General features: G+C 74.0%; 21 protein-coding genes. 9 read left to right on the plus strand and 12 right to left on the minus strand.

The genetic code is table 11. From position 1 onward, the window contains the following. Positions 1-59: 59 nt before the first annotated feature. On the minus strand, positions 60-989 hold the full coding sequence (locus tag ACFYZY_RS12060) for an NADP-dependent oxidoreductase (protein ID WP_388692542.1): 930 nt from the start codon (positions 987-989) through the stop codon (positions 60-62). Between the two features lie 160 nt (positions 990-1,149). On the opposite strand from ACFYZY_RS12060, the gene ACFYZY_RS12065 reads away from it, so the two are divergent. Together ACFYZY_RS12065 and ACFYZY_RS12070 are read left to right on the plus strand one after the other, a co-directional pair. Further along, positions 1,150-1,791: an MBL fold metallo-hydrolase gene (locus ACFYZY_RS12065; RefSeq protein ID WP_388692544.1), complete on the plus strand. Its 642-nt coding sequence runs from the start codon at positions 1,150-1,152 to the stop codon at positions 1,789-1,791. After that, on the plus strand, positions 1,788-2,819 hold the full coding sequence (locus tag ACFYZY_RS12070) for a zinc-binding alcohol dehydrogenase family protein (protein WP_388692546.1): 1,032 nt from the start codon (positions 1,788-1,790) through the stop codon (positions 2,817-2,819). The genes ACFYZY_RS12065 and ACFYZY_RS12070 overlap by 4 nt, the downstream gene beginning before the upstream one ends. Positions 2,820-2,913: 94 nt before the next feature. On the opposite strand, the gene ACFYZY_RS12075 is transcribed toward ACFYZY_RS12070, so the two are convergent. Next, complete coding sequence (locus ACFYZY_RS12075; RefSeq protein WP_388692548.1) at positions 2,914-4,185, minus strand: M6 family metalloprotease domain-containing protein; 1,272 nt, start codon at positions 4,183-4,185, stop codon at positions 2,914-2,916. Positions 4,186-4,444: 259 nt separating this feature from the next. Between ACFYZY_RS12075 and ACFYZY_RS12080 the strand changes: the two genes are divergently transcribed. Both ACFYZY_RS12080 and ACFYZY_RS12085 read left to right on the plus strand, forming a co-directional pair. After that, complete coding sequence (locus tag ACFYZY_RS12080; RefSeq protein WP_388692550.1) at positions 4,445-5,125, plus strand: TetR/AcrR family transcriptional regulator; 681 nt, start codon at positions 4,445-4,447, stop codon at positions 5,123-5,125. A gap of 275 nt (positions 5,126-5,400) precedes the next feature. Continuing rightward, on the plus strand, positions 5,401-6,939 hold the full coding sequence (locus ACFYZY_RS12085) for an MFS transporter (protein ID WP_388692552.1): 1,539 nt from the start codon (positions 5,401-5,403) through the stop codon (positions 6,937-6,939). Positions 6,940-7,062: 123 nt separating this feature from the next. Here the strand turns inward: ACFYZY_RS12085 and ACFYZY_RS12090 are convergent, their stop codons facing one another. Then, positions 7,063-7,560 carry a MarR family winged helix-turn-helix transcriptional regulator gene (locus ACFYZY_RS12090; protein WP_388692554.1) on the minus strand — a complete coding sequence of 166 codons (498 nt, stop codon included), beginning with the start codon at positions 7,558-7,560 and terminating at the stop codon, positions 7,063-7,065. Positions 7,561-7,767: 207 nt separating this feature from the next. Here ACFYZY_RS12090 and ACFYZY_RS12095 point away from each other — a divergent pair, with 207 nt between their 5' ends. Further along, positions 7,768-8,556: a dioxygenase gene (locus ACFYZY_RS12095; RefSeq protein WP_388692556.1), complete on the plus strand. Its 789-nt coding sequence runs from the start codon at positions 7,768-7,770 to the stop codon at positions 8,554-8,556. A 6-nt stretch (positions 8,557-8,562) separates the two neighbouring features. Here the strand turns inward: ACFYZY_RS12095 and ACFYZY_RS12100 are convergent, their stop codons facing one another. After that, positions 8,563-9,642: a questin oxidase family protein gene (locus ACFYZY_RS12100; RefSeq protein WP_388692558.1), complete on the minus strand. Its 1,080-nt coding sequence runs from the start codon at positions 9,640-9,642 to the stop codon at positions 8,563-8,565. A gap of 437 nt (positions 9,643-10,079) precedes the next feature. Between ACFYZY_RS12100 and ACFYZY_RS12105 the strand changes: the two genes are divergently transcribed. Continuing rightward, positions 10,080-11,081 carry an RNA polymerase sigma factor RpoD/SigA gene (locus tag ACFYZY_RS12105; protein ID WP_388692560.1) on the plus strand — a complete coding sequence of 334 codons (1,002 nt, stop codon included), beginning with the start codon at positions 10,080-10,082 and terminating at the stop codon, positions 11,079-11,081. An 83-nt stretch (positions 11,082-11,164) separates the two neighbouring features. On the opposite strand, the gene ACFYZY_RS12110 is transcribed toward ACFYZY_RS12105, so the two are convergent. Further along, positions 11,165-12,124 (minus strand): helix-turn-helix transcriptional regulator, encoded by a 960-nt coding sequence (locus ACFYZY_RS12110; protein WP_388692562.1) that lies wholly within the window; start codon positions 12,122-12,124, stop codon positions 11,165-11,167. Between the two features lie 63 nt (positions 12,125-12,187). Here ACFYZY_RS12110 and ACFYZY_RS12115 point away from each other — a divergent pair, with 63 nt between their 5' ends. Further along, on the plus strand, positions 12,188-13,804 hold the full coding sequence (locus ACFYZY_RS12115; protein WP_388692564.1) for an MFS transporter: 1,617 nt from the start codon (positions 12,188-12,190) through the stop codon (positions 13,802-13,804). 88 nt (positions 13,805-13,892) lie between these two features. Here the strand turns inward: ACFYZY_RS12115 and ACFYZY_RS12120 are convergent, their stop codons facing one another. The 3 genes from ACFYZY_RS12120 to ACFYZY_RS12130 all read right to left on the minus strand — a co-directional run bounded on the left by ACFYZY_RS12120 (position 13,893) and on the right by ACFYZY_RS12130 (position 17,092). Beyond that, positions 13,893-14,669 (minus strand): DUF6227 family protein, encoded by a 777-nt coding sequence (locus tag ACFYZY_RS12120; RefSeq protein WP_388692566.1) that lies wholly within the window; start codon positions 14,667-14,669, stop codon positions 13,893-13,895. Between the two features lie 137 nt (positions 14,670-14,806). Then, positions 14,807-15,883: a P1 family peptidase gene (locus ACFYZY_RS12125; protein ID WP_388692568.1), complete on the minus strand. Its 1,077-nt coding sequence runs from the start codon at positions 15,881-15,883 to the stop codon at positions 14,807-14,809. A 33-nt stretch (positions 15,884-15,916) separates the two neighbouring features. Further along, positions 15,917-17,092 (minus strand): low temperature requirement protein A, encoded by a 1,176-nt coding sequence (locus tag ACFYZY_RS12130; RefSeq protein WP_388692569.1) that lies wholly within the window; start codon positions 17,090-17,092, stop codon positions 15,917-15,919. 12 nt (positions 17,093-17,104) lie between these two features. Between ACFYZY_RS12130 and ACFYZY_RS12135 the strand changes: the two genes are divergently transcribed. After that, on the plus strand, positions 17,105-17,533 hold the full coding sequence (locus ACFYZY_RS12135) for a hypothetical protein (RefSeq protein WP_388692873.1): 429 nt from the start codon (positions 17,105-17,107) through the stop codon (positions 17,531-17,533). Positions 17,534-17,685: 152 nt separating this feature from the next. After that, entirely contained in the window at positions 17,686-17,907 is a 222-nt protein-coding gene (locus ACFYZY_RS12140) for a hypothetical protein (RefSeq protein WP_388692571.1), read from the plus strand. Positions 17,908-17,926: 19 nt separating this feature from the next. Here ACFYZY_RS12140 and mscL read toward each other — a convergent pair whose 3' ends face one another. From mscL to ACFYZY_RS12160, 4 genes are all read right to left on the minus strand, one after another. Continuing rightward, entirely contained in the window at positions 17,927-18,466 is a 540-nt protein-coding gene (gene mscL / locus ACFYZY_RS12145) for a large conductance mechanosensitive channel protein MscL (protein ID WP_388692875.1), read from the minus strand. Positions 18,467-18,583: 117 nt separating this feature from the next. Beyond that, on the minus strand, positions 18,584-18,856 hold the full coding sequence (locus tag ACFYZY_RS12150; protein ID WP_388692572.1) for a hypothetical protein: 273 nt from the start codon (positions 18,854-18,856) through the stop codon (positions 18,584-18,586). Positions 18,857-19,535: 679 nt separating this feature from the next. After that, a complete protein-coding gene (locus ACFYZY_RS12155; RefSeq protein WP_388692573.1) occupies positions 19,536-19,859 on the minus strand; it encodes an FmdB family zinc ribbon protein in 324 nt (107 codons plus the stop codon). A 68-nt stretch (positions 19,860-19,927) separates the two neighbouring features. Beyond that, a complete protein-coding gene (locus ACFYZY_RS12160; RefSeq protein WP_388692877.1) occupies positions 19,928-21,154 on the minus strand; it encodes an MFS transporter in 1,227 nt (408 codons plus the stop codon). Positions 21,155-21,401 lie beyond the last annotated feature (247 nt).

A 21,401-nucleotide genomic window follows, 5' to 3' on the forward strand; every position in this document is an offset into this window, starting at 1 on the left:
CCGGACGCTTCCCGTACGGAGCCCGGACGTTTGCTCTCCGGTCGACGGGAAGCGCGGTTTCAAGCCGTTTCGACCGCGAGGACGACCTTGCCGCGCACATGGCCGGTTTGCACGAGTTCATGGGCGCGGGCCGCTTCGGCGAGCGGGAACTCGGCGCTCACGTGGACCCTCACCTCGCCGCGGTCCGCCATCGCCACCAGCTCGGCCAGGTCGACCGGGTCGGGGCGGACGAACACGTAGCGCCCGCCGAGTTCCGTCACGTCGCCGGAGACGGAGGCGAGCCGTCCGCCCGGTCGCAGCAGCGCCGGCGAACCGGCCAGGGTGTCCCCGCCCATGAGGTCGAGGACGGCGTCGACGCCCTCCGGGGCCGAGGCGCGCACCCGGTCGGCGAGGCCGGGGCCGTAGGTCACCGGCTCCGCGCCGAGCGACCGCAGGAAGTCGTGGTTGCGCTCGCCGGCCGTACCGATGACGCGGGCGCCGAGGGCGCGACCGATCTGAACGGCGAGCGAGCCGACCCCGCCGGCCGCCGCGTGGACGAGCAGCACGTCGCCGGCGGTGATCTCCAGGTGGCGGCGGAGCGCCTGGTACGCGGTGAGGCCGGCGGCCGGCAGTCCGGCCGCCTCCCGCGCGTCGAGGGAGGGGGGCCGGTGCGCGAGGGTCCGGACGGGCGCGGCCACGAGTTCGCCGTACGTGCCGCGCTGCATGTGGTCGGCGCGGACGTAGCCGACGACCTCGTCCCCGGGGGCGAACTCGGTGACGCCGAGGCCGACCCGCTCGACGACGCCGGACAGGTCGCAGCCCATCACCAGGGGGAAGTGGGACTCGAACCAGTCGTCGATGTAGCCCTCGCGGATCTTCCAGTCGGCGGGGTTGACGCCGGCGTACCGGACCCGGACGAGCACGACGTCCGGGCCGAGGCGCGGCTCGGGGAGGTCCATGAGCTCCAGGACCTCCGGACCTCCGTAGCGCTGGATGGCGATGGCCTTCACGGGCGAACCCCCTGACGGGACGGCGGAACTGCGGACGCCGGACGCCGTCCGCGGGTGCGGGCGGCCCTTCGGCCCCGTCACTATAGATCAGATGTGAGGCAGGGTTCTGCGACAGCTACGGTAATTGACATATGACCGAAGGCTCGGTCAGAGTCGCGTCATGCTCGTACTGTCCGCAGCCACCGGCAAGTTCGGAACGAACGTCCACATCGTCGCCGCCGGGCCGGGGAACCCCTGCCTCCTCGTCGACCCCGGACACGACTCCCGCGAGGCGGTCCTGCGGGCCGTCCGCGCCCACCGCCTCGAACCCGAGGCGATCCTGATCACGCACGGCCACATGGACCACACCTGGGACGCCGTGCCGCTCGCCCGGCACTACGGCGTCCCGGCCTGGATCCACCCGGCCGACCGCTACCAGCTCGGCGCCCCCGCCAGGGGTCTGCCCGACTCGTTCCCCCGCGAACTGCTCGTCGGGCACCCCGACCGGGAGCCCGACGAGGTCGCCGAACTCCCCGAAGGAGGAGGGGAACTGACCTTCTCCACCGGCACCGTCACGGTGCTGCACACGCCCGGACACACCAGCGGCTCGGTGATGTTCCGCTTCGAGGGCGGCGACGCCCCGCTGCTCGCCACCGGCGACACCCTGCTCGCGGACGGCCCGGGACGCGCGGACGCGCCGACCGCGAGCCCCGCGAGCATGGCGGACTCCCTCCGTACGGTCGCCGGCCTCTGCCCGGACGAGACCCGGTTGCTCACCGGCCACGGCCCCACCACCCTCCTCAGCCAGACGGGAATCCGATGACGAACACCGCCCCGACCGCCCCGACCGCCCCGCTCTCCGGCGGCCGCATGCGCGCCGTCCGCTTCGACGCCTTCGGCGCCCCGTCCGTCCTCACCGTCGCCGAGACCGACGCGCCCGGGCCCGGGGCCGGCCAGATCACCGTCGACGTCCGTCACGCGGGCGTGAACTTCGCCGAAGTGATGTTCCGCCGCGGACAGTTCCCGGTCGACCTGCCGCACTTCCCCGGCCTGGAGGCGGTCGGCACGGTCCGCGCCGTGGGCGAGGGCGTCACCGGCTTCGAGCCCGGTGACCGGGTGGCCGCGCTCACCCTGGGCGGCGGCGGCAACGCCGAGGTGGTCGCCGTCGGCGCCGAGCACGCCGTCCGCCTCGACGGCGAACTCGCCGACCTGGACGGGGCCCTCGCGGCCGGTGCCCTGTGCAACGTCACCACCGCCCTCGGCGTGCTCACCTCCGCCGGCCACCTCGCCGCGGGGGAGACCGTGGTGGTCCTCGCCGCGGCGGGCGGCGTCGGCACGGCCGCGGCGCAGCTCGCCCGCTCGCTCGGCGCGGGCACGGTCATCGGCGCGACGAGCTCCCCCGCCAAGGCGGAGTACGCGCGCGGCTTCGGCTACGACGGCGTCGTCCTGTACGAGGAGCTGGAGGGCGAGGTCGCCGAGCGCACCGGCGGCGCGGGCGCGGACCTGGTCCTGGACTCCGTCGGCGGCGCGTTCCGGTCCTCCGTGACCGGCCTCCTGGCCGCCTTCGGCCGCCACGTCGTCTTCGGCAACGCGGCGGCCGAGGACGTCACCTTCGAGGGCAACCACCCCTGGTACACCAACAGCTCCCTCGCCGGATACAACCTGGGCGGCGTCGCCGGCCGCGCGCCGCGGCTGCTCCGCGCCCACATGGAGCAGGCCCTGTCGGAGGTCGCCAAGGGCGGCGTCCGCGTGGACGTGACCGTCCTGCCGCTGGCCGGGGTGGCCCGCGCCCACGAACTCCTGGAGACCCGGGCGTCCACGGGCAAGTACGTCCTCGACGTCCGGGCCTGACCACGGGGCGGCCCGCCGCCCGGACGGCCGGCGGCGGACGCGCCGGCCGCCCGGGCGCCCCGGCCGGCCTCCCGGTCCGAAGGCGCGGAAGCGCTCAGTTCCGGGTGACGCGGACCCGGTACGTGCCGCCCTCGTCCTCGTCCAGGACCGTGATCCTGATGCCGTTCGCGCGGTCCGTGAAGGTCTCGCCGGGGCCGTACGGCGCGTCCGACAGCTCCGCGTGGACGTTGGCGCGGCGCGTGCAGCCGCCGCTGGCCCGCTCGCTGTCGGCCACGGTCACCGGGCCGTGGCCGGTGTCCACGTCCGACTCGACCCGGTAGACGAGGACGCCCCGCTCGCACACCGCCTCGTCGTTGCCGCCCCCGGCGCGCACCTCGACCGCGTACCCCGAGGTGCCGGAGAGCGGGACGAACACGAGCTTGGGGCCGCCGGCGTCCGCCAGCGGGGTCAGCGTGTAGTCGGCGGTGCCGGTGCCGGAGGCGCAGCCGACCTGGCCGTTGTCGAGCCAGCCCAGCTTCCACTTGTGCCAGCCGAGGAAGTCGTTGTTGGCCCCCCAGTCCTCGGACATGATGTCCCAGTGCCCGACGGTGCCGCCGCCGTCCGGGGTGTAGAGGTCGGGCAGGCCGAAGACGTGCCCGTTCTCGTGCGGCAGGACCCGGTAGCCGGTCTCCGCGAAGCTGCCGGAGCCGTCGTCCTGGCGGCTGTAGACGAAGGACGCGTTGGCGAGCGGCACGCCGTCGGCGTACGGGGCCTCGTCGTTGCCGGAGAAGGTCACGGACAGGACGGTGTCGAGGGCGGAGGGGCCCGCGTTCGGGGTGACCAGGACGTTCACCAGGTCGTACGCGCTGAAGTCCACGCGCGGGTCGGCGGCCTTCACGATGTCCTCGACGAGGGCGCGGTAGCCGGGTTCGTACGGGGAGCCGCGCCCGATCCCGTACGAGGAGAACGTCCGGGGCATCCGCAGCCAGTCGGGTATCGGCGCCTCGGCCTTGTAGTGCAGGCGGCCGTACGAGCTGGTGCGGAACCACTCGGCGGTCTGCGGGAAGAACTCGCGGAAGCGGCCCATCGCCGTGCCGTCCCCGGTGGCGTCCGGGAAGTCGATCATCAGGTTGAGGGCCCTGACGAGGCCCGTGGAGCGCACGTACCCGGGGGCCGTGGGCAGCCCCTCCGACATCTGCACGCCCATCGTCGTGGCGATGCGGCACGGCGCCAGCCGGACGTTGTCCGGCGCGGTGGCCACGGGCCCCGCCGAGGCCGGGGCGGGCCTGCGCAGGGTGGTGCTCGCGGAGGTGAGCAGGCCGAGGGAGAGCGCCGCGGTCGCCGCCAGGGCGACGGGTCTGCGTATCCGTCGTCGGGGATGCTGCATGCGGTCGCCTCTCCGGTGGGGGCAGGTCGGCGGTCGAATCCCCGTCGCGCGCGGAGGGGTTTCGCGCTGTGCGATCAGCCTGTGACGGGTGGTGCGGGTGCGCGCGCCGGGTGACCCGATCGTGGGTATTCCGTGAAACGAGGCATGTGTGACTGGGGTCACAAGAGGGAGGGGAAATAACCGGGGAGCGATTCCCCGTTCCACTCTGTGTTCAGCGAAGTGGGGAAGAATTCCCCGGTGAGGCCGAGGAGGACATGACGTGACCAGGACCGCCGACGCCACCGCCGGTACCGGCGCCACCCGTGCCCCGTCCGTCCGCCGGACGCCCCGGCCGAGGGCGGACGCCCTGCGCAACCGCGAGCGGATCGTCACGGCGGCCCGCGAGATGTTCGTCGAGTCCGGCCCCCAGGTGCCGTACGACGAGGTCGCGCGCCGCGCGGGCGTCGGGAACGCCACGCTCTACCGGAACTTCCCCGAACGCGCCGACCTCGTCCACGAGGTCGTCCTCTCGATCATGGCCCGCGTCACCGCGCTCGCCGAGCGGGCCGCCGCCGAGGAGGGCGACGCCTTCGCCGCCCTCCGCCGCTTCGTCCACGCCGCCGCCGAGGAGCGCGTCGGAGCCCTCTGCCCGATGCTCGACGACGCCTTCGACCGGGAGCACCCCGACCTGAAGGCCGGGGGCGAGCGGCTGGAGGAGGCCGTCCGGGGGCTCGTGGAGCGGGCGCAGCGGGCCGGCCGGCTCCGCCCCGACATCGGCGTCGGCGACCTGATGGTGGCCCTCTCCCAGCTCACCCGCCCGCTGCCGGGAACGGGGTGCGGCACCTTCGCCCCGTTCGTCCACCGTCACCTGCAGCTGTTCCTGGACGGCCTGGAGGCGCCCGCGCGCTCCGAACTGCCCGGGACGGCCGCGACCCTGGAGGGCCTCAGGCACGGCTCCTGACCGTCACGACCCCGCCCCCGGGCCCGTGCCCGCCGGACCTCCCGTCCCACGGGCCCCCGGGACCGCATGCCCATGAACCCGTAGATCCGTAGACCCGCAGCCTGCGGACCCGCGGATCCACAGACCCGCGGGTCCGCAGACCCACAGACCCACAGACCCACAGACCCACAGACCCACAGACCCCCGGGTCCGCAGCCCTCCGGGCGCGGTCCCGAGTTCCCGTACGCCCTTTTCCTCCCTCACGTACCCGTACGCGCCAAGAGGTGGCCCCACCCATGCCGAAAATCGCCGACACCGCCCCGAGCGCCCCGCCCGGGACCGACCCCGGACGCTGGAAAGCGCTCGTCTTCATCGCCCTCGCCCAGCTCATGGTCGTCCTCGACGCGACGATCGTGAACATCGCCCTGCCCTCCGCCCAGCGGGACCTCGGGATCTCGGACGGCAACCGGCAGTGGGTCATCACCGCCTACGCCCTCGCCTTCGGCGGGCTGCTCCTCTTCGGCGGGCGCGTCGCCGACCTGTGGGGGCGCAAGCGCGCCTTCGTCGTCGGCCTCGCCGGTTTCGCCGCCGCCTCCGCCCTCGGCGGGGCCGCGAACAGCGAGGTCATGATGCTCGGGGCCCGCGCGCTCCAGGGCGCCTTCGGCGCGCTCCTCGCGCCCGCCGCGCTCTCGCTGCTCGCCGTGACCTTCACCGACGCCAAGGAGCGCGCCAAGGCGTTCGGCATCTTCGGCGCGATCGCCGGCGGCGGCGGTGCCGTGGGCCTGATCCTCGGCGGCTTCCTCACCGAGTACCTGAACTGGCGCTGGACCTTCTTCGTCAACATCCCGTTCGCCGTGGTCGCCGCCGTCGGCGCGTACCTCGTCGTCCGCGAGCCCGCGGGCGGCCGCAACCGCTCCGCGCTCGACGTCCCCGGCGTCGTCCTGTCCACCCTGGGTCTGGTCGCGCTCGTGTACGGCTTCACCCGCGCCGAGTCCGAGGGCTGGGGCGACACCGGCACGGTCGGGCTCTTCGCCGGCTCCGCCGTCCTGCTCCTGGCGTTCGTGCTCACCGAGGCGCGCGTGAAGTCGCCGCTGCTCCCGCTGCGCGTCCTGGCCGACCGCGACCGCGGCGGCGTCTACCTGTCGCTCGGCCTCGCGGTCATCGCGATGTTCGGCCTGTTCCTCTTCCTGACGTACTACCTGCAGGTCGTGGAGGGGTACTCGCCGGTCAGGACGGGCTTCGCGTTCCTGCCGATGATCGTCGGCATGATCACGGGCTCGACCCAGATCGGCGCGCGCCTGATGACCCGCGTCCCGCCGCGCCTGCTGATGGCCCCGGGCTTCCTGACCGCCGCCGTCGGCATGCTGCTCCTGACGCGGCTGGAGATCGGCACCTCGTACGCCGGTCTGATCCTGCCCGCGCAGCTGCTGCTCGGCCTGGGCATGGGCACGGCGTTCATGCCGGCCATGTCGCTCGCGACGCAGGGCGTGGACCCGAAGGACGCCGGTGTGGCCTCCGCGATGGTCAACACCTCGCAGCAGGTCGGCGGCGCCATCGGTACGGCCCTGCTGAACACGATCGCCGCCTCGGCGACCACCGCCTACCTGGTCGACCACGCGGCCGGCGCCACCACCCCGGCCGCCCGGAGGCTGCTCCAGCTCCAGGGCATGGTCGAGGGGTACGCGGCGGCCATCTGGTGGGCGGTCGGCATCCTGGCCGTCTCGGCCGTGATCGCCTTCGTGTTCCTCACCCCCGGGAAGCCGGAGAACGGCGCGGCCGCCGGGTCCGGCGCGGACGCCGGTGACGAGGTGAGGGTCCCGGTCCTGGCCCACTGACCCCGGTCCCGGGGCCCCGGACCACGGAGCCCGTCGGCTCCGGCTCCGGGTCCGGGGCCACCGGTCCCCGGCCCCGGGCCCGCCGCTCCCGGTCCGTCGCGCCCCCGCCCCGGCTCCGCTTCCTCAGCGGAGCCAGGGCAGGTCCGCGTCCGGGTCCGCGGGTTCCAGCCCCTCGGCCATCACCCGCATGATCGCGCCGAGCTGCCCCACCTGTTCCGGGGAGAGCCGGTCGAAGAGGGCCTGGCGCACGGCCGCCACGTGGCCGGGGGCGTTCCGGCGGAGGATCTCCATGCCCTCGTCCGTGAGCCGGGCGAACTGGCCGCGCTTGTCGGAGGGGCAGTCCTCGCGCCGCACCCAGCCGTTCTTCTCCAGCCGGGCCACCGCGTGGGAGAGCCGGGAGCGGGTGATCTTGGCGTCCTTGGCCAGTTCGGTCATCCGCAGCCTGCGGCGGGGCGCCTGGGAGAGCCGGACGAGCAGGCCGTAGTAGAGGTGCGGCATTCCGGCGTCGCGCTGGAGCTGGCGGTCGAGGTGGTCCTCCAGGAGCGTGGTGGCGTGGAGGTAGGCGCGCCAGACGCGGTGCTCCTCGTCGGTGAGCCAGCGGGGTTCGGTCGTGTCTCCCATGGCCCCATCGTACGACTCATCCTTGAAAGTTGAACTATATCGATCTAAGCTGCTCCCGCGGTGAGCTTGAACTTTCAAGCATCACGGCGCGGCGGACCGGAGCGCGCGGAAACGCGCCGGAAGGCATCCGGACCCGCCGCGGCGCGCCGGAACACCCGGAACACCCGGAACACATCGGAACCCTGTCGGAAGTCGGAGGTGGCCGCCATGGACGCCACGCTGGAACGGATGCCCGCCCTCTACCTGTCCCACGGGGCCCCGCCGCTCGCCGACGACCCGCTCTGGCCCGGCGAACTGGCCGCCTGGGCCGCCGCCCTGCCGCGCCCGAGGGCGATCCTGGTCGTCTCCGCCCACTGGGAGGAGGCCCCGCTCGCGCTCGGCGCCACCGCGACCGTGCCGCTGGTGTACGACTTCTGGGGCTTCCCCGAGCACTACTACCGCGTGCGGTACGGCGCCCCCGGCGCGCCGGCGCTCGCCGAGAGCGTCCGCAAGCTGCTCCGCGCGCCCGGCACGCCCGTGCAGGACATGCCCGACCGGGGCCTCGACCACGGCGCGTACGTCCCGCTCGTCGAGATGTACCCGGACGCCGACGTCCCCGTGCTCCAGATCTCCCTGCCCACGCTCGACCCGCGCCGGCTCATGGACGTCGGGCGCAGGCTCGCCCCGCTGCGCGACGAGGGCGTCCTGATCGTCGGCAGCGGCTTCTTCACCCACAACCTCGCCGCGCTCCGGCACCCCGGGGGCGGGGTGCCCGCCTGGTCCGCCGAGTTCGACTCCTGGGGGCGCGAGGCCCTGGCCGCACGGGACGTCGACGCCCTCCTCGACTTCACGGACAAGTCGCCCGCCGGGCACCTCGCCCACCCCCGCACCGAACACTTCGCCCCGCTCTTCGTGACCCTGGGCGCGGCGGACGCGGCCGGCGACCTCGACGCGGAGCGGTCGGTGATCGACGGCTTCTGGATGGGGCTGGCCAAGCGGTCCGTGCAGTTCGGCTGACCGCCCTCAGGAGGCGGGCGGATTCAGCTCGACCGAACGGAGGGCGGCCGCCAGGGCGAGCGGCCCGCCCACGTCGAGCGCCGTGTCCGTGAACTTGATCGTGTGGTCGTCGCCGTGCTCCGCCGCCCGCGCGAAGACCTCCTCGGGGGTCAGCGGGACCTTCTCGTACGGGGCGGCCTCCACCGGGGTGTACGCGGCGGTCACCGCGGCCGACGCCGCCCAGGCCGCCGCCAGGCTCGGCGCCCACAGCTCCCGGGGGAGCGCGGGCAGGGCGCGCAGGACCGCGTTCGGCGCGGTCGCCGCGTGCACCAGCATGACCGGCTCGCCGTACCCGTGGGTCGCGTACCGGTGCGTCGCCGCCGTCACCAGCTCCCCGAGCAGCTCCTTCGCCGTGTCCGGGTCCGGGGCCGCGCCCCACGCCGGGAGCGCCGTCAGCTGCGCGAGCCGGTGCCTGATCCCGCCGTCCTGGTCCGGGACCGGGGGCACGGAGTCCAGCGCCGCGGCCGCCGTCGGCGCGGCGGGCAGCGCGGTGAGCGGCGGGAGCGGCTGGTGGCGGGCGGCCCAGTAGCCGAGGGCGTGGGCCAGCTCGGTGCGGCGCGGACCGCTTACCCCGCCCCCTTCCGGGGACGCCAGGAGGGTCCGTACGGCGTGCCCGGTGCGGATCACCGGATGCGTCGCCCCGGCCGCGATCCCGGGCAGGAGGCGGGGCCACCACTCGGCCAGGACCCCGCGCCAGGGGCGCTCCTCCAGCTCCCGCGCGAAGAACAGGGTCCAGTCGGTGATCCGGGCGGGGTCGCCGAGCGCCTCGCGCCAGGTGTCCGCCGTCACGGGGGCGTGCGGGGGCGGGAGCTCCTCCAGCCTGTCCTCGTACTGGTCCAGCCAGCGGTGCACGGCGGACGCCCGCCCGTGGCGGACGAGCGCCTCGACGGCCATCGGGGCGTGGTTGCTCAGCCAGCCACCACGCTCGGGTCCGGAGGCGTGGAGCCGCTCCAGGGCCTCGTCGAGGGTGCCGGTGGCGTCGGGGGCGCCGGTGGCGCCCGCGCGGTCGGTGGTGCCGGTCGTGCCGGTCTCGGGGCGGTCGGTCATGGGGGCGACGGTAGGGCGGGGGAGGGGCGGGGCGGAACGGGCCCGGGACCTACTTCCGGGGGCCGCCGGAAGTAGGTCCCGGGCCCGGCGGTCCTGGGACCGTGTCCCCCGCCGGACCCGGACACACGTCCGGGCGGGCAACCCCGTACCCCCGCGACGCGTCTGAAGGAGTGCCACCGGATGTGATCGCGATCTCACCGGCGGTGGGGACGGGGCTCGCGCCGAGGATGCCGCACCACCCCTCGGGACCGGCCTGACCAGCGCGTCCGTGGGTACGGGCACTCCACCGGACGGTGCGGAAGCCGCGCAGGATACTGCATGATCGCGAGATTTCATGGGGCGGGTGGGAATTCTGTCCTGATTCCAGTCGTTGTTTCCCACGGATACAGGGCACCCGAAAGAGTGTCGTGACCTACTCAGCAAGCAAGGGAGCACGCATGGCAACCCGTGCCGTTGCCCGCCGCAAGACCTCCGCCGCGAGCGGGGCCGGCCGGGCAAGCAGCGTTCGCGCCGTGGGCGGGGAGATCGCCGATCGCGACCTGGTCGGCATGTACCTCGACGAGATCGCGCGCACGCCCCTGCTCGACGCCGCCAGGGAGGTCGAGCTCTCCCAGACGATCGAGGCCGGCGTGTACGCCCGGCAGATCCTGGACAAGGAGGTCGAGAGCGAGGCCGGCGGAGCGACCCGTGAGGAGCTCGAAGCGCTGGTCGCCGAGGGCGAGCGGGCCAAGGACCTCTTCATCAAGTCCAACCTGCGGCTCGTGGTGGCCGTCGCCCGGCGCTACCCGCGCAGCGGGCTCCCGCTGCTCGACCTGATCCAGGAGGGGAACGCGGGCCTGGTGCGCGCGGTCGAGAAGTTCGACTACGCCAAGGGCTTCAAGTTCTCCACGTACGCGACCTGGTGGATCCGGCAGGCCATCACCCGCTCCATCGCCGACCAGTCCCGCACCATCCGGCTCCCCGTCCACCTGGTGGAGGAGCTGGGGCGGATCCGGCGCGTGCAGCGCGAGTTCAACCGGGAGAACGGGCGCGATCCCGAGCCCGCGGAGATCGCCGCCGAACTCGGCTCGACGCCCGAGCGGGTCGTCGACGTCATGGACTGGGCCCGGGACCCGGTCTCGCTGAACATGGCGGTGGACGACGAGGGCGAGACCCAGTTCGGCGACCTCCTGGAGGACACGTCGGCGGTCTCGCCGGAGCAGTCGGTGCTCACGCTGCTGCGCAGCGAGGAGCTGGACGACCTGATCGCCAAGCTGGACCACCGCACGGCCTCGATCATCCGCATGCGGTACGGCATCGAGGACGGGCGCGAGCGGACCCTGACCGAGGTCGGCAAGGAGCACGGACTGACCCGTGAGCGCATCCGCCAGATCGAGAAGCACGCCCTCCTGGAACTGAAGAAGATGGCCCGCGACACGGGCTTCGACGCGGTGGCCTAGGACGGCCGCGCGGCCGGACCCGGCCGCGTTCCGGCCCCGCCTCGTCCCCCGGACGGGAGCCCGGACACGGGCCCCCGGGGTGCTCACGTGCGCGCCGCCGCCGCCAGGCGCCCCGCCAGGTCCTCCACGTACGCGCGCAGGGGCTCCGGGCCGTGGACGGTGAAGGGGGACTCGACCAGGGCCAGGCGCAGGGCCAGCCACTCGACGGAGTCCGTGGAGCGGGCGCGCAGCCGGCAGGCGGCCGGTCCCGTCGCGACGGGAACCAGGTGGGACGGGAGGCGGGCCGTCACGAAGTCGGCGGGCGCCTCGAAGGAGACGTCCAGGTCCAGCTCCGGCTGCGCGCGCGAGATCGAACCGGCCAGCAGCTGCGCCGCGTCGCCCCCGGGCAGCTCGCGCGGGCCGAACCGGGCCCCGGTGGCCAGCGGGTCGCTCACCCGGTCCACCCGGAAGGTGCGCCAGTCCTCGCGGCCCAGGTCGTACGCGACGAGGTACCAGCGGCGCCCGGTGGAGACGAGCCGGTAGGGCTCCACCAGCCGCTTCGACTCGGCCCCGTCCCCCGCCCGGTAGCCGAAGCGCAGCTTCTCCCGTCCGGTGACCGCGCCCGCGAGCGCGGTCAGGGTGGCGGGCGTGACCGTCGCGCCGTCGCCCCGGGTCAGCGGGATCGTCGCGTTCTGGAGCGTGGAGACCCGGTGCCGGAGGCGCGCGGGCAGGACCTGCTCCAGCTTCGCCAGGGCCCGTACGGACGCCTCCTCCACGCCCTCGATGGCGTGCCCGGCCCCGGCGCGCAGCCCGACCGCGATCGCGACGGCCTCCTCGTCGTCGAGGAGCAGCGGCGGCAGGGCCGTGCCGGCGACGAGCCGGTAGCCGCCCACCGCGCCCATGGTCGCCTCGACCGGATAGCCGAGGGCGCGGAGCCGGTCGACGTCCCGGCGGATGGTGCGCGGGGAGACCGAGAGCCGTTCGGCGAGTTCGCTCCCGGGCCACTCGCGCGGAGTCTGGAGGAGCGAGAGCAGGTTCAGGAGCCGTGCCGGGGTGTCCGTCATGCCGTCCAGGATGCGCCCGATCTAGGACATGATCCGACCTACATACCTCCTATCTTCCTTCGTATGAGTTCACACGACGCCGTCACGGACGCGGCGGCCCCCACCGGCACGGGCCCCGCCGGCACGGCTCCCACCGCCCCGGCCGCCACCGCCCCGGTCCCCGCCGACCCGGGCGACCGGCGGCGCTGGATCGCCCTCGCCATCGTCATGACCGCCGCCTTCATGGACCTGGTCGACGCCACGATCGTCAACATCGCGATCCCCAGCATCGAACGGGACCTCGGCGCCTCCTTCGGGGCCATCCAGTGGATCACCGCCGGGTACGCGCTCGCGTTCGCCGCCGGGCTGATCACCGGCGGACGGCTCGGCGACATCTACGGCCGCAAGCGCCTCTTCCTCCTCGGCACCGCCGGCTTCACCCTCGCCTCGGCGCTCTGCGGTTTCGCGGCCAACCAGGAGATGCTGGTCGGCTCCCGCCTCCTCCAGGGCGCGGCGGCCGCGATGATGGTGCCGCAGGTCCTGTCGATCGTCCACGTCACCTTCCCGGCGCACGAACGCGGCAAGGTCTTCGGCCTCTTCGGCGCGATCGTGGGCCTCGGCGCGGTCTCCGGACCGCTCCTCGGCGCTCTGCTCACCCAGGGGAACGTCGCGGGCCTGGAGTGGCGCCCGATCTTCCTCATCAACCTGCCGGTCGGCATCGCGGGCCTGCTCCTGGGCCGGAAGTTCATCATCGAGTCGAAGGCGCCGAAGGCGCTCCGCCTCGACCTGGTCGGCGTGCTCCTGGTGACGGTCGCGCTGCTCATGCTGATCTACCCGCTGACGCGCGGCCGCGAGCTGGACTGGCCGCTGTGGGGCCACCTGATGATGGCCGGCAGCCTCGTCGTCTTCGCCCTCCTCGTCGCGTACGAGAGGCACAAGACGCGCAGGGACGGTTCGCCGCTCGTCGAGCTGTCGCTGTTCCGGGTGAAGAGCTTCGCGGCCGGCGTCGCGGTGCAGCTCACCTTCGGCGTCGTGATGGGCATCTTCTTCCTGGTCTGGACGCTCTACATGCAGGTCGGGCTCGGCTGGAGCGCGCTGCGGGCGGGCCTCACCGGCGTGCCGTTCTCGGTCGCGGTCTCGACGGCCGCCGGCCTCTCGGTGCAGAAGCTGGTGCCGCGCTTCGGCCGGAAGGTGCTCCAGACGGGTGCCCTGACCATGGCGGCGGGCGTCCTGCTCTACCTCTTCGAGGCCGGCCGGTACGGGACCGCGATCACGTCCTGGCAGATGATCCCGCCGCTGGTCGTCATGGGTCTCGGCATGGGCCTGATCGTGGCGCCGCTGACGGACGCGGTCCTCTCGGAGGTCCCGCGCGAGCACGCCGGTTCGGCCTCGGGCCTGATCAACACGACCACGCAGATGGGCAACGCGCTCGGTCTCGGCCTGGTGTCGGTCGTCTTCTTCGGCGTGATCGACGACGAGCGCCTCGCCAAGGCCCCGGCGGAGACGGGCGCGGCCTTCACGGACGCCTTCCGGAACGCGATGGGCTGGGTCGCGGGCGTGCTCGCCGTGATCTTCCTGGTGATGTTCGCACTGCCCGCGAAGCCGAAGCAGCACCTGGAGGGCGGCGGCGAGGGTGACGACGGCGTCGGCGGGGACGGCGGCACCGCCGTCGTCGAGAAGGAGCCGGCGCTCGCGCGCTGAGCCGCCGCGCGAAGGGCCCCGGCCCCGGGAGGAGTCCCGGGGCCGGGGCCCTTCGCCGTACCCGCCGGGGCCCGCCGCGCCGTCCGCGTCAGCGCACCCGGGCGCGGGACTCCATCGCCCTCCGGGCCGTGTCCTCGTCCTCGTACACCTCGCACATGTGACGGCCGTCGGGGGTCGCCGTGTGCTCGACCTCCCAGAGGCTGACCTCGCTGCCGTCGAGCAGCAGGAACTGGTGCTCGTAGAGGGTGAAGCCGGCCTCCCGGCCGCCCTCCACCGGGCAGCGGCGCCCGAACGCCTGGGTGATGTGGTGCGCGAAGGCCAGCCGGAGACGGCGGGCCACCGCCCCGCCCGGCCGGTCCGCGTTCTCCGCGCGCCGCAGGACACGGCGCGCGTGGTCGGCGGAGTCGTCCGGCACGTACGTCCTCGGCGGGGCGGGTACCGGGCGGTCGGGCAGGACGTCCAGCGGTTCGAAGCCGTCGTCCTCGCCGGGAATCCGTCCGCCGGCGGGCTCCGCCGGGCGGCCCGGCGGCGTTCCGTACGGCAGACGGGAGGCGGCGAGCCGGGCGTCCGCCTCCCGCACGTACAGCTCGTGCCGCTCGGTGCCGTCCCGGCCCGCGACGTGCGCGAGCTCCCAGAGACTGAGCGTGCTGCCGTCGGCGAGCAGGTACGTGTGGCGGTGGATCGTGCGGTGCAGCGACGCGCTGTGGTGCGAGGAGTGCGGCGTGCTGGAGTGCGCGAGCGCCGTGCCGAGGCGCTCGACGGTCGAGTCGGGCAGGTCGAAGGAGTTGAGTGCCCGGCCGAGAAGCCGCTCGATGTGCGTCTCGGTCGTCTCGTACGGATCGGGAAGATCCTGCGGATCGTTCAAGAGGGTCTCCAGGCCGTCGCCGCATGTCACTCGGTGCTTGCTCAACGTAGTCCCTGGGACTGACATCGTGTCCGGGTTCCGGCAGAACGGGCGGAGAAAGGCCGGAGTTCCCGCCTCCGGCCCCAACTCCCCCGGGCCTAAAGGGAACGCGGGTCCGCCCCGGGCCCGTACAGCTCCCGGTACGAGGGGAAGTCCCCACCGGGACCGCGCGGTCCGGCGGGGGCCGCGAGCAGCGCGCGGACGATCGCCCGGGTCACCAGGTCCGCGCCCGCCGCCAGGATCTCGTTCAGGGCGAGCGGGTCCGGCTCGCCCGCCGGTTCCCGGGCTCCGGTGGCGAGGGCGAAGACCGTGTCCCCGTCGTTCATCAGGTGCGCCGGCCGGACGGCGCGCGCGATGCCGTCGTGCGCCGTGCCCGCGACCTTCCGCGCCTGCGCGCGGGTCAGCGGGGCGTCCGTCGCGACCACGGCGAGCGTGGTGTTCAGCGGGGGCGGGGCGGACGTCGTCCGGGCCTCCGCGAGGCGCCGTCGCGCCGCCTCGTGCACCTCCGGGTCCGGGAAGACGGGCCGCCCGTCCTCGAAGTAACTCCCGTACGGGACGCCCGTGGACGGGTCCACGGCCGAACCGACCGCGTTCACCACGACCAGCGCGCCGACCGTGACGCCGGACGCCAGGACCGTGCTCGCCGTCCCGACGCCGCCCCGCAGGCCGCCGACGACGGCCCCGGTGCCCGCGCCGACCGCGCCCGTCGCCACGGGCGCGCGGTCGCCGCTCGCGTCGGCCGCCTCCGCCGCCGCCCGGCCCGTCGCCGCACCGGGCCGGGCCGCGAAGTCGCCGCCCCGGCCCAGGTCGAAGAGGCACGCGGCGGGCACCACCGGCACCACGTGGGACGGGTCGGGCCCCACCCGGACGCCCCGGTGCCGCTCCGCCAGCCAGGCCGTCACCCCGGAGGCGGAGTCCAGGCCGTACGCGCTGCCGCCGGTCAGGACGACCGCGTCGATCCGCCGGACCACGTTCCGGGGGTCCAGGGCGTCCGTCTCCCGCGTGCCCGGCCCGCCGCCCCGCACGTCCACGGCGGCGACCGCCCCGCCCTCCGGCGCGAGGACCACCGTGGTCCCGCTCAGCGCCCCGGGCCCGGCCACGCGCGCGTGCCCCACGCGCAGCCCGTCCACATCGGTGATCGCGTCCTGGCCGTCCGCCCGCCCGGGGAGTGTCATGCCCCTTGCCTACCACGGGGCCCGGCGCCGCGGTCAGGCTTCCGTGGAACGGGTCGCCGGGTTCCGGGCGGTCAGGGCGACCCCGGTCGCGACGGCCGCCGCCGCGACCAGACCGGCCGCGAGGACGGCCCAGCGGCCCGCGAACGAACACATCAGGATCGCGAACGCCGCGACCGGCAGGACCGACTGCTGGGCGATGCCGACCTTGAAGTAGCGGGCGTGCAACAGCCACACCGACAGCAGGAAGAGGGCCGCCGGGATCGTCACCGCGGCGGAGGCGGCGAGCGTCGAAAGGGGGGCCTCGCCCACGGCCTGTTCGACGGCGATCTCCAGGCCCGCCCCGACCGCTGCGGCCGACGCGAAGATCACGTAGTGGCCGTAGCCCCACAGGAAGCCCTGGCGGCTGGAGGTCAGCCGGTCGTGGGCGGGTACGACGAAGTAGATCCACCAGGCGGCGAAGACGAGCAGCAGGCCGCCGACGGCGATCGGCAGCAGTTCGTCCAGGGCGTCGTTCTCGACGACGCCGGACTTCACGGCGACGGTCGCGGCGGCGATGGTCTCGCCGAGCACGATGATGGTGAACAGGCCGTACCGCTCGGCGATGTGACGGGGATGCCAGGTGCTGGGGACGGCCCTCTCCGCGTACACGGGCACGGCCATCTCGGCGAGCGCCATGACCAGGAAGACCCACGGGCGTGCGGGTTCGGGCGCGAGGACCAGCGCGAGCCAGCCGACCTGGACGGCGAGGACCCCGCCCGCGTACCGGTGGCACATCGTCCGCTCGGCCGGGTCGGTGGCGTGGTGGGCGGCGCGCAGCCACTGCGAGACCATGGCGAGGCGCATCACGACGTAGCCGAGGTAGACGACGAGGAAGTCGTGTTCCTCGAAGGCGCGCGAGACGCCGGCGGCGAGGACGAGCACGCCGGCGATCTGGACGAGGGTGACGACCCGGTAGAGCACGTCGTCGTTGTCGTAGGCGGAGGCGAACCAGGAGAAGTTCATCCAGGCCCACCAGATGGCGAAGAAGATCATGGCGTAGTCGGCGATGCCCTCGCCGGCGTGCCCCCCGGCCACCGCGTGCACCAGCTCGGCGCCCGCCTGGGCGACGGCGACGACGAAGCACAGGTCGAAGAGGAGTTCCAGGGGCGTGGAAGCCCGGTGCGACTCCTCGCGGGAGCGGGCGGCGAGCGGACGGAAGGGTGCTGTCATGGGTCCCAGCACATCAGAACGGACGGGCCGAGGCACACCGGAGGGCGGGTCCGGTGCTTTCCGGGGCGCCGTCCCCGGCGGTCCGGGGAGCCGCCCCGGCCCCCGTACACCCCGGGCAGTGTCCGGCCCCGGCTGAACCGCCCCCTGCGCGAGCGCTGTCCGCGGATCCGGCCCACCAGCGACTACGGCGATTCCCGGATCCGGCACCCCGGGCCGGGGCCGGGCGCGGGAGGGGAGCGGGAGCCCGAGCGCTCCTCGAAACCGACCGCCCGTCTCGTGCTCGCGCCCTCGGTCGTCGTCGGTCGGCTCTGGGGCCTGAGGATCGTGGCGGGCGAGTGGATGTCGGGCGACACCGGCACCGCCTGGTGGAGTGCGGGCTTCCTCGTCCTGTCCTTCCTGGTGGTGCTCGGCCTCTGGCTGCTCGATCCGAAGGACCGCTGAGGGAAGCGCCGCTGAGAGATGTGCCGCTGAGCGAAGGACCGCCGAGCGAAGGACCCCCGGGCCGGACAGGACGACACGGTACGGGGCGGGACGGAGCGGTCCGGGACGGTCCGGGACGGGACGGGTACGGAGAGCGGGCGTACCCTGGAGGGATGAGCACCGCCCCCGCCCACGGCCCGCGAGACACGGAGCGATCCGGTACGCCTTCCCGTTCCGAGGACAGGCCGAAGCCGGTCATCGTCTTCGACGATCCGCTGGACCGGCAGTCCGCGGACGACACGGACCGCGGGTGGGGCGAGCGGCCTCCGGCCGGCGGTGACAGCGCCGCCGACCTCGCGCGCTTCCTCGACGAGAAGCCGCCGCACCACCTCTGAACCCGGCGTACCGCGCCGGTCAGAAGGTGGAGTGCGCCCCCGTTCCCCCCGGACCCGTGCCACCACCGGAGCCGGGACCGCGGCCCGTCCCCGCTCCCGGACCCGACGGGGGACCGCCCTGGGCGACCAGGTGGTCGCGGATCTCCTTGAGGACCTCCAGCTCGCTGATCTCCATGGTCTCCTGGACGCCTTCCTTCGCCTTGTCGTGCGCGGCGCGCTTCGCGAGGATCTTCGCCATCGGCAGGACCATCAGGAAGTAGACGACGGCCGCGGTGATCAGGAAGCTCAGCACCGCGCTGAGGACGAGACCCCACTGGATCTGGATGCCCTGCATCTCGCCGTCGACCATCTTGCAGGGACTCTTGAGGCAGGACGAGTAGCTCTCCAGGTCCTTCGTGCCGAAGGCACCCACGACCGGGTTGATGACGCCCTTGACCACGGAGTTCACGATGTTCGTGAAGGCGGCACCGACGACGACCGCCACCGCCAGGTCGATCACGTTGCCGCGCATCAGAAAGGCCTTGAAGCCTCCCAGCAAACTTTCCTTCTTCTCGGCCACCGAGGTGCCTTCCGTTTTCGTCACGTGTGCTGCGTGCGCAGTCATTAGGCCGTGTGGGGCACGGGAGCGTCCAATCGGTACACACGAGACGGTTACCCGCCAGGGTGTGCGTGCGAATCAGCACACCGTCACCGCCAGCCGGGACGTGACGCCGGCGCCCGCGAGGGCCGCCGCCGTCGCCCGGGGCACGGACAGGACCACGAGCGCCCCTCCGTCCGGGCGGGACTCGTCCGGGAGCGGCACCTCGGCCACCCGGGCGTCCGTCGCGATCACCCGTGCCTCGCCCTCCTCGCCCCACTGCGCGTGGGGCGCGGCGATCACGTCGACCCGGTCACCGGGCCTCAGCAGTCGTACGGTCGCGGCGTCGGCGATTCGTACCGGGGCGGACACCGGGGGAGCGGCCGCCGGCCGGGCGCGCGCGGCGGCCGGGGTCCTCGCCCCGGAGGACCGCCCCGGTCCGGACCCCGTTTCCGGCGAACCCGTCCCCGGTGGCCCCGGCAGCCCCGACCCCGCCACGGCCAGCGCCGTCGCCATCAGCGCCAGCAGCACCACCGACTCCCGCCGCCCCCTCCGGAGTGCCCGGCGCAACCGGTGCCGCGCGCCCCGGACCCGCAACGGCTCGAAGGCCGGCACCACACACGGCGCCGGCACGGAGGCACCGGAGACGGAGGGGACGGCGGGGGTGCCGGAGGTGCCGGCAACGGCGGAGGCACCGGAACCACCGAAAGCGCTGGAACCCCTGAGGGCGCTGGAACCCCCGAGCGCGCCGAGAGTGCCGGAAACGGCAGGAGCGCCGGGGAAAAGGGTCGGATCGTTCGTGGTCATCGCGGGACACCGCCTGTCCTGGTCGGCAACGGAAGCGGCTTCCACTCTCCCCGTCCCCACCCCACCCCGCTCCGGCCTGGGGATCACCGAGCGCCTGTGGAAAACTCCCTCACCCGCACGAGCGAAAACCGCGCGAGCAGCCCCGCACGGCGCACCCCCACCGGCACACCCGTACACACCGAGGGCCCCGTCGCATGCGACGGGGCCCTCGGTGAAGAACGTGCGGACGGCGTCCGCGGCCGGATCAGGCGGCTGAGCTTCCGGTGCTCGACGAGGACGTCGAGGAGGAGGAAGAGGACGACGAGGCGGCCGGCTTCGCGTCCGACGACGAAGCGGACGAGGACGCGGCGGTCGACGGCTTCGACGGGGCCGGCGAGCTGCTGGACGACGAGCCGCGGCTGTCGTTCCGGTAGAAGCCGGAACCCTTGAAGACGATGCCGACGGCCGAGAACACCTTCTTCAGGCGGCCCTGGCAGCTGGGGCACTCGGTCAGCGCGTCATCGGTGAACTTCTGCACCGCCTCGAGGCCTTCGCCGCACTCGGTGCACTGGTACTGGTAGGTCGGCACGTGACTTCCTCCTGGCACTCACACTCATCGAGTGCTAACGACGATCCATAGTGACGCATTCCGTGGGTTCAGTCCACCGACACCGGCTCGCGGTGACCGACACCACGTGCGGTGACCCGGCCCGGCTCGCGCGGCTTCAGCCGCGACCGCAGCGCGACCAGCGTGATCAGGGCCAGTGCCGTGCCGCCCAGCGGCACCAGGAATCCGGCACTGGCGCCCTGGGCGTCGGCGAGACGCCCGGCGACCGTGACGGCCGCGGCCTGCCCCAGCGCGACGGCGCCGGTGAGCCAGGTGAACGCCTCGGTGCGGGCGGAGGCCGGGATCAGCGTCTCGACGATGGTGTAGCCGGTGATCAGGGCGGGGGCGATGCACAGGCCCACGACCAGGCCCAGGGCGCCGAGGAGCAGCACCGAGTGCACGGACCACAGCAGGGAGGCCGCGGCGGTGAGGCCGGTGTAGCCCAGGATCAGGCGGCGGCGGGGGCCGGTCTTCCAGGCGACGGCGCCCATGGCGATGCCCGCGAGCATGTTGCCGGCGGCGAAGACCCCGTACAGCAGGCCGTTGGCGCCCGGGTTGCCGATCTCCTCGCTGAAGGCGGTGAGGGAGACCTGCATGCCGCCGAAGACGGAGCCGATGCCGAGGAAGGCGACGATCAGGACGCGGACGCCGGGCACGGAGAGCGCCGGGCGGCGGGGCTCGGAGGCGTGGGCGCCCGCCGCGCCGAACGCGGGCTGGGTGGCCCGCTGCGCCGCGAAGAACAGGCCGCCGACCAGGGTCAGGGACGCCTCGGCGATCAGCCCGGCGGCCGGGTGGACGCCGGTGCACAGGGCGGTGGTGAGGACGGGGCCGACGACGAAGGTGAACTCGTCCGTCACGGACTCGAAGGCCGCGGCCGTCGGCATCAGTGGGGTGCCGTCCAGTTTGGCCGCCCAGCGGGCCCGGACCATCGGGCCGACCTGGGGCACCGAGGCGCCGGAGGGCACGGCGGCCAGGAACAGTGCCCAGAGCGGGGCGCCCGCCAGGGCGAGGGCCACGAGCACGGAGACGGAGGCGGTGTGGACGAGGACGCCGGGGATCAGGACGGCGCGCTGGCCGAAGCGGTCGGCGAGCTTGCCGCTCTGCGGCGCGAAGAGCGCCATGGAGACGCCGGTGGCGGCGGCCACCGCGCCGGCGCTGCCGAAGGAGCCGGTGGTGTGCTGGACGAGCAGCACGATGCCGATGGTCAGCATCGCGAAGGGCTGCCGGGCGGCGAAGCCGGGCAGCAGGAAGGACAGCGCGCCGGGGGTGCGCAGCAGCTGCCCGTAACCGGGCCGCCCGTCCGTGCGGACCCGGCCGGTGTCGGCCCCGTCCGTGGGGACGCGGCCCTTGCCGGCCTTGTCCGTGTCGACCGTGGACGCCACGGTCCTTGCCTTTCCGCCGCCTGGTAGCGCGTCCCGTGCACGGGTGGTGCGGGTGTCGCCGAGAGCTGTCCTCATGCGCGGAACTGCGGTAGATACCGGGCCGGCCCCACGGTGGAGGGGGCGCCACGGCCGCCATACGGTC

This window comes from Streptomyces sp. NPDC001744 (assembly GCF_042892575.1).
Lineage (GTDB): Bacteria > Actinomycetota > Actinomycetes > Streptomycetales > Streptomycetaceae > Streptomyces.

What these genes read in the sequence shown, in the direction of transcription:
- ACFYZY_RS12065 (WP_388692544.1), top strand. Translation starts at nt 1,150, where the DNA reads ATGCTCGTACTGTCCGCAGCCACCGGCAAGTTCGGAACGAACGTCCAC.
- ACFYZY_RS12070 (WP_388692546.1), top strand. Translation starts at nt 1,788, where the DNA reads ATGACGAACACCGCCCCGACCGCCCCGACCGCCCCGCTCTCCGGCGGC.
- ACFYZY_RS12075 (WP_388692548.1), bottom strand. Translation starts at nt 4,185, where the DNA reads ATGCAGCATCCCCGACGACGGATACGCAGACCCGTCGCCCTGGCGGCG.
- ACFYZY_RS12085 (WP_388692552.1), top strand. Translation starts at nt 5,401, where the DNA reads ATGCCGAAAATCGCCGACACCGCCCCGAGCGCCCCGCCCGGGACCGAC.
- ACFYZY_RS12090 (WP_388692554.1), bottom strand. Translation starts at nt 7,560, where the DNA reads ATGGGAGACACGACCGAACCCCGCTGGCTCACCGACGAGGAGCACCGC.
- ACFYZY_RS12095 (WP_388692556.1), top strand. Translation starts at nt 7,768, where the DNA reads ATGGACGCCACGCTGGAACGGATGCCCGCCCTCTACCTGTCCCACGGG.
- ACFYZY_RS12100 (WP_388692558.1), bottom strand. Translation starts at nt 9,642, where the DNA reads ATGACCGACCGCCCCGAGACCGGCACGACCGGCACCACCGACCGCGCG.
- ACFYZY_RS12105 (WP_388692560.1), top strand. Translation starts at nt 10,080, where the DNA reads ATGGCAACCCGTGCCGTTGCCCGCCGCAAGACCTCCGCCGCGAGCGGG.
- ACFYZY_RS12110 (WP_388692562.1), bottom strand. Translation starts at nt 12,124, where the DNA reads ATGACGGACACCCCGGCACGGCTCCTGAACCTGCTCTCGCTCCTCCAG.
- ACFYZY_RS12115 (WP_388692564.1), top strand. Translation starts at nt 12,188, where the DNA reads ATGAGTTCACACGACGCCGTCACGGACGCGGCGGCCCCCACCGGCACG.
- ACFYZY_RS12125 (WP_388692568.1), bottom strand. Translation starts at nt 15,883, where the DNA reads ATGACACTCCCCGGGCGGGCGGACGGCCAGGACGCGATCACCGATGTG.
- ACFYZY_RS12130 (WP_388692569.1), bottom strand. Translation starts at nt 17,092, where the DNA reads ATGACAGCACCCTTCCGTCCGCTCGCCGCCCGCTCCCGCGAGGAGTCG.
- ACFYZY_RS12140 (WP_388692571.1), top strand. Translation starts at nt 17,686, where the DNA reads ATGAGCACCGCCCCCGCCCACGGCCCGCGAGACACGGAGCGATCCGGT.